The following is an 8,781-nucleotide window of genomic DNA, read 5'->3' on the forward strand; positions in this document are numbered from 1 at the left end:
GACCCCGACCGCCGGCACTGACGCTCCTGCTCCCGCCGCCGCCGCAGCCGCGGACGCCGCCCCCGCCGCCTGCGACCCGGCCGCCGTCACGGTCGAGGCGCTGACCGACGCCGTCTCGTACCAGCCCGGCCAGAAGCCCGAGCTCTCCCTCAGTATCACGAACAAGGGCACCGTCCCGTGTGTGATCAACGCGGGCACCTCGAAGCAGGTCTTCACGATCTCGAGCGGCCAGGACATCTACTGGACCTCGACCGACTGCCAGAGTGCGGCCGCCGACGCCGATGTGACCCTGCAACCGGGCGTTCCCGTGAGCTCGACGACACCGATCACGTGGGACCGGGTGCGCTCCAACGCCGCCACCTGCGACGAGTCGACCCGCACGGCAGCCCCGGCCGGGGGAGCCTCCTACCATCTCGCCGTCTCCGTCGACGGCATCGCGTCGACGACGCCCAAGCAGTTCATCCTCGACTGAACGATTGTCCGTACCGAACGTCAGCCCAGAGCGGAATAGTCTGCTCCGGTACCCGGCCGGTGCTTGCGGAATGATTGAATGGGTGGCGTGAATGAGCCGACCGACCCGACTGACCCGACTGACATGATGCCGCCGACCCGCTCTGTGGCTCTTGCCGCCGCCCTCGCCGACCAGGACGTCGCAGCCGTCGCATACGCCCTGCGCAACGACGTCGTGATCGTGCCGCAGCTCGTCGTCAACGGGCAGGGCGAGCAGGTGCGCGTCTTCGGCCGCGAGGGCACCGACAAGCGGATGCTGCTGCTCTTCTCCTCCGCCGAGAACTACGTCCGCATGGTGCCTGACGAAGTGGACCCTCAGGTCATGGTCGGCGACGCCCAGTGGCTGCGCGACTTCCTCACCGTGCATCGGAACGTGCTCGAGATGGTCTTCTTCGACATCGCCGGCCCGCACGTGATGCAGGCGGCCCCTGACGACCTGATGGCCGCGCTCGGCACCCTCCCGGAAACCGATTCCGGAGACCACGCCTAAGCCGGTAACCCCGCATCGGCGGCATCCCGAGGCGTCCATTCGCCGGTGTCTGGGCTGGGCGCTAGGCTGAGCCTCGACAGTGTTTCTTCCTCTTTCAGAGAGGGTTCCCGGTGGGGAGAATGAAGGCCGGGAACACACGCCTGTCGGGGAGCAGGCCACGATGAACGCACCGCCGAATGAGTCGATCGAGGCGAGACTGGCGCGCGTCGAGCGCCTCTTCTGGATCGACCGCGACGAGGCCAACCAGGCCGCGAGGGACTGGCTGGTCGAGCTGCGCGTCGTCGATGTCGATGGCGCGAACGGCGAGCCCGTCGACTATAGCCGCGTCGAAACGGGCCTGGGCCGGGGCGCTGTCGCGCGGCGTCTCCGCGTGCTCCTGGCCAACATCAGCCGCACCCGCGGAGACCCCAGCCGCAGCGCCGCCGAGGTGCAGCAGATCCTCGCCTGGGCCGAGCGGCACGGCGAGGTCGCCCTGCAGTCCCGTTGTCACGACGTGCTCGGCTCGGTGTTCGAGATGGTCGGCGACCCGGCCCTCGCCCTCGAGCACGCGGTTCTCGTCAACGATCTGATCGACGAGCGCGAGGTGCCGCTGATGCGGGCCGCCGCGCGGCTCTGCCTGGCCGACGCCCTCGGCTCCGCCGGATCCTTCGACGAGTCGCGGCGTCGCTACAACGAGGCTCTGCGGCTCGTCATCGACGACACCGACACCAACATCCGCTACATGATCCTCAACAACCTCGCGTATACCGAGTACCTCGCCGACAACCCCGAGGCCGCCCTCGAGACCGCGGAACAGCTGCTCGCCCTGTCTGCCGCGAACTCCCGCCCGATCGGCATGTACGCGCGCGACACCATCGCCAGGGTCTACCTGACCGCAGGGCGGCTCGACGAAGCCGAGCGGATGCTGCTCCCGGCCATCGAAACCGCCAACGACGATCCCAACCCCGATGCGGTCTCGGCAGCACTGGTCACCCTCGCCGAGGTCTACCGGATCCAGGGACGACTCGACGCGGCCCAGCGCGTGATCGACCAGTGCGCCACCCTCGCCGCCGGACACGGTCTCGTCCGCTGGCTCACCGAGGTCGCCCGAGAACAGGCTGAGTCCTATGCCGCAAACCTCGACTACCGTCGGGCCTTCGAGGCATACCGGAGCTACCACGCCCAGTCGGTCGCGCTCAGCGCGAGCGAGAACGAGGCCCGCGGGCGCATCCTCGAAGCCATGTTCCAGACCGCCGAGTCGCGGCGCGAGAGCGAACGCTACCGGGAACTCGCCGAGCGCGACCCGCTCACGAGCCTGCACAACCGGCGCTTCGTCGACGAGCACCTGAGCATCGCCGCGATCCGGTCGGGCGAGGGCGGCCCGTGCTTCGCCATCGCGATGATCGACATCGACCACTTCAAGCGCATCAACGACGCCCTGTCCCACGCGGTCGGCGACGAGGTGTTGCGCAAGCTCGGCGAGATCCTGAAGCGCGCCGCCAACCGGGTCAAGGGCGGGATCGCCGCCCGCCTCGGCGGGGAGGAATTCCTGCTGATCCTGCCCGGCGCCGACGCGGCGGAGGCCCGTGAACGCTTCGAGGAAGCCCGCTGCGACATCGCAGACTACGACTGGACCCCGATCACCGCCGGGCTGCCCGTCACCGCGAGCATCGGGGTCGCCCTCGCCCCCGAGGACGGCGTGCAGACCTCGGACCTCCTCCGGGCCGCAGACGTACGCCTGTACGTCGCCAAACGCGACGGCCGGAACCAGGTCGTGCACACTGCGACCATCCAGGCCTCGGCCGCGCGCTAATAGCGCCTGCGACTGCGGCGCACCCTGCGGTTGCGCTCGCACGCTGTCTTCCCGCCTGCGCTGAGGCTGCCTGAGCGTCGCGCACCAACTCCGCCGCTTCGCGCCAGGCATGCCTGGCGCGAAGCGGCGCAAGTGGCGCGCGGCAGGCGCGAAGCGGCGCAAATGGCGCGCGCGGAATGCCGTGCCTGCCCGGCCGGCACGGTCCCGCTACCGGAACGCCGCGTCGAGCTCCGCGTCCCGTGCCGAGACCGGCTCGCGCAGCGCGAGGAGGATCGCCGAGTCCAGCCGCCCGGCACCCGAGTCGATCCGGGTCACGAACCCGAGCCGAGCCGCCTCGCTCGCACGCTGCTTCGCCGACGACACCGGTCGCACCTCGCCGGCGAGGCTGATCTCGCCGAATGCGACGACGTCGTGCCCGATCGGCTTGTTCCGCGCCGCCGAGGCGATCGCGAGCGCGATGGCGAGATCGGCGCCCGGTTCGGTCAGACGGATGCCGCCCACGGTCGACACGTAGACATCCGACGCCCCGAGGCCCTTCACTTCAGCCCTCTGCTCGAGCACCGCGATGATCATGGCGACGCGCGACGAGTCCACCCCGTTGGTCACCCGGCGCGGGTTCGGCGCCGAGCTCGGCATGACGAGTGCTTGCACCTCGACCGGCATCGCCCGCCGCCCCTCGAGGGCGACCGTGACGCAAGTGCCGGGCACCAGGACGCCGCCGCGGGTGAGGAACAGGCCGCTCGGGTCGGGCACCTCGGAGATGCCCTCCCCGGTCATCTCGAAGCAGCCGACCTCGTCGGTCGGCCCGAAGCGGTTCTTGAGTGCGCGCACGAAGCGGAGCGCTGTCTGCCGGTCGCCCTCGAACTGGCAGACGACGTCGACGAGGTGCTCGAGCAGGCGGGGGCCGGCGATCGAGCCGTCTTTGGTGACGTGCCCGACGAGGAGGATGGGCAGGTTGCGGTCCTTGGCGACCCGGATGAGGGTGGATGCGACCTCGCGCACCTGGCTCGGTTGGCCGGGGAGCCCGTCGGAAAGGCCGCTCGCGACGGTCTGCACGGAGTCGATGATGACGAGGCTCGGCTGTACGGCGTCGATCTGGCCGAGGACGGTCGCGAGGTCGGTCTCGGCGGCGATGAACAGCTCGGGCTGCAGCGCCCCCGTGCGTTCGGCGCGCAGGCGCACCTGGCTCACCGATTCCTCGGCGCTCACGTAGAGCACCCGGGACTTCGCTGCCGCCGCTTTCGAGGCGACCTCGAGGAGCAGCGTGGACTTGCCGACGCCGGGCTCGCCGCTCAGTAGGATGACCGAGCCGGGCACGATACCGCCGCCGAGCACCCGATCGAACTCGCCGATGCCGGTCGGCCAGTGCGAAACCGCGGTGGTGTCCACGTGGGTGATCGGACGCGCAATGCCGGACCCGATCACGGCGACGGGCTTGACGGCGCGGGAGAGGCTCGCTTTCTCCGTCATGTCGACCACGGTGCCCCACTGCTGGCACTCGCCGCAGCGCCCGGCCCACTTCAGGGTGGTCCAGCCACACTCGGTACAGCGGAAGGAGGAAACGGGTCTGGCCATGCCTGCGAGCCTAGCTTCGGCCACCGACACCCGGGCAATCGGCGCGGGCCGACGCCGGTCGGAGTCCTCGCTCAGGTCCTGACCGCAGTCCGCACGCCCACCCGACGGCCGAGCGAACCTACCCCTCGCGCAGGTCGGCGAACTCCTCGGCGTCCTCCGGAACGAGCAGTGCGATATCCTCGCTCAACGCCGGGAGGAACGCCTCGGCCCAGACCCGATAGCCGCGGTCGTTCGGGTGGAACAGGTCGTTGGCCACGTGGGTGGCAACGCTGCGCAGCCCCGGCCGCTTCGTCGTCGCGTGCAGCGGCACAACGGTGAGCCTGCACTCGGCGGCGACCGCCCGCAGGATCCGGTTCCCGACGGCCACGATCCGTTCGTTGTGCGGTAAGTGGAAGCACGGCAGGTCGGCCACGAGAGCGTGCGGCGGCAACGCGGCGAAGATCGTACGGATCCCGGATTCGAACACCGCGGCATCCCACACCGCCACGTTGTTCGCACCGATCGCGACCGTGACGATGTCGGGGGAGAGCTCCGCGAGGAGCGGCAGCTGGTCGCGCACGGCGAGCTCGACGGTCGCCCCCGAGACACTCAGGTTGACGACCCGCACCGAACGACCGGTGGCCAGGCGGATGTGATCGGCCAGCAACCCGACGTAGCTGTGCCGCGGTTCGCTGGCCCCGATCCCCTGCGCGGCGCTGTCGCCGATCGCCACGTAGAGCAGCTCGCCCGGCTCCCGGCCGTGCTCGCGCCACCACTGCGCGTGCGCGGGGAGGGTCTCGTTGAGCACCCGGGCGTTGCCCTGGCGCCATTCCCGGAAGCCGCGGGCTCGAACGACGGCGGCGGCGGTCATTCCGGTGGCGGTGGTGACGGCGCCGAGGGTGACCAGGAGCGCGCGAAGGTTCGGTTTGACGTAAGACACGGGGGGAGCGTACCGCCGGTTTCTGGGTGCCGGCTTTCCGCTTCCTGTGTTCGCGTGTCGCGGTTTTGAGCCAAGCGGATGCCGCCCGCGAACCCCGAATATCGGCCTGATTCGCGCAGACCCCTCTTTCTCACGTACAATCTCCCTCGGTACCGTGTCCGAGCGGCCGAAGGTGCAACTCTCGAAAAGTTGTGTGGGGGAGACTCCACCGTGGGTTCAAATCCCACCGGTACCGCCACGAATCACCCCCTGCATCCCATGTAAACACTGGGATGTGGGGGTTTTCTTTTCCCGCAAATCCCCAAATGGCAACATTTTGGCAACAACCCTCAGAGATGCGGAGTGGTTCTTCGGGCCTCTGAGAGGCTCTGACGTGACCGTCGCTGAGCAGGGGCTGTCGAACCGAAATCGGAAGGTCAGGAGGGTCGGAAGTTGAGCACGCCGCTTACTGAACGCCACAAGCGTTTCCGAATCTTCTCCAACGTCGCCTTCGGCTTCACCTTGGGTTTTGCGCTCCTGGCCATCGGTATGGCCGGCTTGTCGACGCCTTTGTCTGATGGACTTGTGTTCGTGTTGTTGTTTGGTTCGATAGCTGTCGGAGTGGTCTTTCGGCTCCGCTCGAATCCGGACAATGACCGTCCCAACGGGCGCGAGGATTGACGGAATCAGTTTCGTGGCTTCGAGGGAGCCATACAAGCCAAAGAGCTCGTATCCGCCGACTGGCAATCGGTGGATATGAGCTCTTTGGCTTGTGCTTGGGACCGCTAGGCCCGGTTCGGCCGGAGATAGCCCAAGAGGTAGCTTGTGCTCTCGTTCTTCACGATGGACTTGGCGCCTCTCGGTGCGTTTTGTTCGAACACCGAAATCGTTGTGGCGTTCACTTGGCTCATGACAACGGCGACGTGTCCAGCACCTCCGGAGTACGGGAGGCTGCTTGACCAAACCGCAACGTCACCCTTCTTCGGCGTGCTTGACGGAGAGATTTTCGTGTACGAGTTGCTGGCACCGGCAGGAAACTTCGTCCAGATTTGGTACGCGTAATCGATCGATACGAAGCTTCCGTGGATGACGTCTCGCTGATAGAAGTTGAACAGGTCAACGCACTCGTGTGCGCCGTTGCCGTGGTAGTCCAACAGCTTGTTCTGTGACGAGTTGACGAAGGCGTCGACGTCTGCCGCAAGCTTGTTGGCTACGGGAACAGGAGTGACCGTACCCACATTCGTGCGCGCGAATTGCTGGGAGGAGGTTCCGTTGCAGTCATAGATTTGCAGCTGAACACTCGAGGCGGTTGACCCGCCCGTCACGTCCAGGCACCGGCCTACATGACGCGGACGTAGGGTGATGTTTCCGTTGCCGGCATCAACAGGCATCCACTGCTGGTTTGTCCCGCCGGCCCACGACCAAATCTGCACTTTGGTGCCGTTCGATCCGCCGGCGCCACGCACGTCGAGAACCTCATTGCCGTTGAGAGCGCTGACTAGGCGGTAATAGCCACTGTCCGTAGCGACGAAGTGCCATTTCTGCGCATTGGATCCGTTCCCGGGATACTGCTGCACCGCAGTCCCGTTTGCGCTGCCACCACCGCGAACATCCAAGACTTTGTTGCTGTTTTTTGCGGTGAGGGTGAACCACGCGTTGGTGTCGACCGCTACTGACGTGGGCCCAGAAGTACATTGACCTGTGATCGGGGCGCTGCTGCCTGTCTGAACGTCCACGTCCGCGACAAAAGAACCGTCGCTGGTCTTGTACCAGAGATCGTCATATCCGCCGGCAATCCACTTGCTGAAATAGCCCTTGACGCTCTGCCCTCGCTTGTAGCAGGACAGCTGTAACATTGCGCCCTTCGGGTAGTAGCCGATCAGCGTCGAGTTCAAGGTTGCGTCAGACATTCGTTGTGTCTGAACCATCACGGTCGCCGCCGGCGAAGCAGATGCCGCCGCCGGGAAGCCGATCATGGAGACCGCGGTCAGCACCACCGCGGCAAGGCCGGTAAACAGCACCGGTTTGCTCCGTTCGCGCGACAAAAAGTTGGATCGAAACATACGCACTCCTTCACACCCCAAGGACGCCGGCTCGGGTAGCACTGTCGCCTATCCCCGAAGGATATTGTTATAATTCGCGACTTGTCAATCGTGAACTTCAGAAAGTGTGTTCGCCCCCGGCTGAGGGGCTAAATTGCAGGCGACACAGCCTCGGCAGGATGACATTTCGCGCCCGTGAGACGACCGGCTGAGGAACCGACAGCGACCGGTCGGCTGGGACGGAATCCGCCGCACCATGGTTGCCCGGAACGGCATCGTCCAAGTCCGCCAAATCCGATTTCACATCGGCCGCGCCCTCGCCTGCCAGACCGTCTATCTCGTCGAGAGCACCGACCACCTCCTCGTCTTGGACGACGAAGGCACCGAAATCATGGAACACCGCTGGCCCAAGCCCGGAACCAAATACGTCAGCTCCGGCAGACCACGAGGACGGCGATCGAAAACCGTCCAACTGTCACCGATGTCCTGATGCAGGAAGTGTTACCGATGTCCTGATATAGAACTGACACCCATGTCCCGATACATCACACGAGCGTTGTTCTCAGTCCCCGTGGCAACATTTTGGCGACATCTGACGGAACACCTGATTCATCGTGGGACCACGTGATTCACGGAGGATTCAGTCTCACAGACCGTAGTGGTACCGGCACCCCGCGATCCGGACTTCATCGCCCTCGACCTTGTAGATCAGGCGGTGTTCATCGGTGATACGCCGCGACCAGTAGCCCTGAAAGCCATGCTTCAACGGCTCGGGCTTCCCGATGCCCTCGTTTCCGTTTCGTGCGACATCACGGAGGAGGGTGTTGATCCGTTTGAGGATCTTGCGGTCCTGAGCCTGCCACAATTCATAGTCCGCCCAGGCATCCTCATCCCAGACGAATTTCACTCGGCCAGGTCGTTCACCGTGCCGCGTCCGGACTCCAGTCGCTCAATCGAGCCAAGCAGGCGTCGCGCGTTGGCGGGATTTCTCAGCAGGTAGGCCGTCTCCTTGAGCGACTCGTACTCATCGAGCGAGACGATGACAACTGGCTCGTGCCCGGCGCGAGTGATCACGACTTCCTCACGATCATCGACCACAGCCGAAAGTGTCTCGGCATAGTGCGCTCGTGATTCCGAATATGTCATGGTCCTCATAGGAGCCTCCTTGTACGTAATAGTGTACGTCCCGGGAATAAAGTACCGCAATCGCATGGCGACACTTCGAGGCTAGGAGGTCCGGCGCGGGTTTGCATCCGCGTATAAATGAGCGTAGTCATTAATGAGTCAACTCATTGGAGGCGTCATGGCTGGTCTGGCGGAGTATCCGGACGCGAAACGCAGTCCTACCCGTGGCCGCCGCGAACGAAGCATGCAGGACAAGCAGTTACGGATCTTCACGGCCGCGGCCGCTCTCTTCACCGAGCGCGGGTTCGACGCTGTGGGGACGCAGGAGATCGCCGAACGCGCCGACGTG

The 8,781-nt window shown here is 65.6% G+C and carries 10 protein-coding genes and 1 tRNA gene; 6 read left to right on the forward strand and 5 right to left on the reverse strand.

What is annotated here, in order from left to right; genetic code table 11:
• From QN350_RS18040 to QN350_RS18050, 3 genes are all read left to right on the forward strand, one after another.
• Positions 1-472, forward strand: a 472-nt coding sequence (locus tag QN350_RS18040) for a hypothetical protein (RefSeq protein WP_323517042.1), incomplete at its 5' end; no start/stop codon positions are given.
• A gap of 87 nt (positions 473-559) precedes the next feature.
• The gene (locus tag QN350_RS18045) at positions 560-1,000 is read left to right on the forward strand and encodes a dehydrogenase (protein ID WP_322138744.1); all 441 of its coding nucleotides are present in this window, start codon (positions 560-562) and stop codon (positions 998-1,000) included.
• 160 nt (positions 1,001-1,160) lie between these two features.
• The gene (locus QN350_RS18050) at positions 1,161-2,792 is read left to right on the forward strand and encodes a diguanylate cyclase (RefSeq protein ID WP_322138745.1); all 1,632 of its coding nucleotides are present in this window, start codon (positions 1,161-1,163) and stop codon (positions 2,790-2,792) included.
• Between the two features lie 207 nt (positions 2,793-2,999).
• Here QN350_RS18050 and radA read toward each other — a convergent pair whose 3' ends face one another.
• Positions 3,000-4,367, reverse strand: coding sequence for a DNA repair protein RadA (gene radA, locus QN350_RS18055; RefSeq protein WP_323517044.1), 1,368 nt, complete (start codon positions 4,365-4,367; stop codon positions 3,000-3,002).
• A 118-nt stretch (positions 4,368-4,485) separates the two neighbouring features.
• Positions 4,486-5,286, reverse strand: coding sequence for an SGNH/GDSL hydrolase family protein (locus tag QN350_RS18060; RefSeq protein ID WP_322138746.1), 801 nt, complete (start codon positions 5,284-5,286; stop codon positions 4,486-4,488).
• Between the two features lie 148 nt (positions 5,287-5,434).
• On the opposite strand from QN350_RS18060, the gene QN350_RS18065 reads away from it, so the two are divergent.
• Together QN350_RS18065 and QN350_RS18070 are read left to right on the forward strand one after the other, a co-directional pair.
• Positions 5,435-5,524 (forward strand) — tRNA-Ser (locus QN350_RS18065).
• Between the two features lie 194 nt (positions 5,525-5,718).
• Positions 5,719-5,946 (forward strand): hypothetical protein, encoded by a 228-nt coding sequence (locus tag QN350_RS18070; protein WP_322138747.1) that lies wholly within the window; start codon positions 5,719-5,721, stop codon positions 5,944-5,946.
• 104 nt (positions 5,947-6,050) lie between these two features.
• On the opposite strand, the gene QN350_RS18075 is transcribed toward QN350_RS18070, so the two are convergent.
• The 3 genes from QN350_RS18075 to QN350_RS18085 form a co-directional block, all read right to left on the reverse strand.
• Positions 6,051-7,328 carry an RICIN domain-containing protein gene (locus tag QN350_RS18075; RefSeq protein WP_322138748.1) on the reverse strand — a complete coding sequence of 426 codons (1,278 nt, stop codon included), beginning with the start codon at positions 7,326-7,328 and terminating at the stop codon, positions 6,051-6,053.
• 625 nt (positions 7,329-7,953) lie between these two features.
• Positions 7,954-8,214 (reverse strand): Txe/YoeB family addiction module toxin, encoded by a 261-nt coding sequence (locus QN350_RS18080; RefSeq protein WP_322138749.1) that lies wholly within the window; start codon positions 8,212-8,214, stop codon positions 7,954-7,956.
• Positions 8,211-8,462, reverse strand: coding sequence for a type II toxin-antitoxin system prevent-host-death family antitoxin (locus tag QN350_RS18085; RefSeq protein ID WP_322138750.1), 252 nt, complete (start codon positions 8,460-8,462; stop codon positions 8,211-8,213). Before QN350_RS18085 ends, QN350_RS18080 begins: the two co-directional genes overlap by 4 nt.
• 214 nt (positions 8,463-8,676) lie before the next feature.
• Here QN350_RS18085 and QN350_RS18090 point away from each other — a divergent pair.
• On the forward strand, positions 8,677-8,781 hold a 105-nt coding region (locus tag QN350_RS18090), incomplete at its 3' end, for a TetR family transcriptional regulator (protein ID WP_323517046.1).

The sequence above is a fragment of the Cryobacterium sp. 10I5 genome (assembly GCF_035019865.1).
GTDB classification, from domain to species: domain Bacteria; phylum Actinomycetota; class Actinomycetes; order Actinomycetales; family Microbacteriaceae; genus Cryobacterium; species Cryobacterium breve_A.

Excerpts from the sequence above, each read along its gene's own strand:
- radA (WP_323517044.1), bottom strand. The coding sequence starts at position 4,367 with ATGGCCAGACCCGTTTCCTCCTTCCGCTGTACCGAGTGTGGCTGGACC.
- QN350_RS18050 (WP_322138745.1), top strand. The coding sequence starts at position 1,161 with ATGAACGCACCGCCGAATGAGTCGATCGAGGCGAGACTGGCGCGCGTC.
- QN350_RS18085 (WP_322138750.1), bottom strand. The coding sequence starts at position 8,462 with ATGAGGACCATGACATATTCGGAATCACGAGCGCACTATGCCGAGACA.
- QN350_RS18075 (WP_322138748.1), bottom strand. The coding sequence starts at position 7,328 with ATGTTTCGATCCAACTTTTTGTCGCGCGAACGGAGCAAACCGGTGCTG.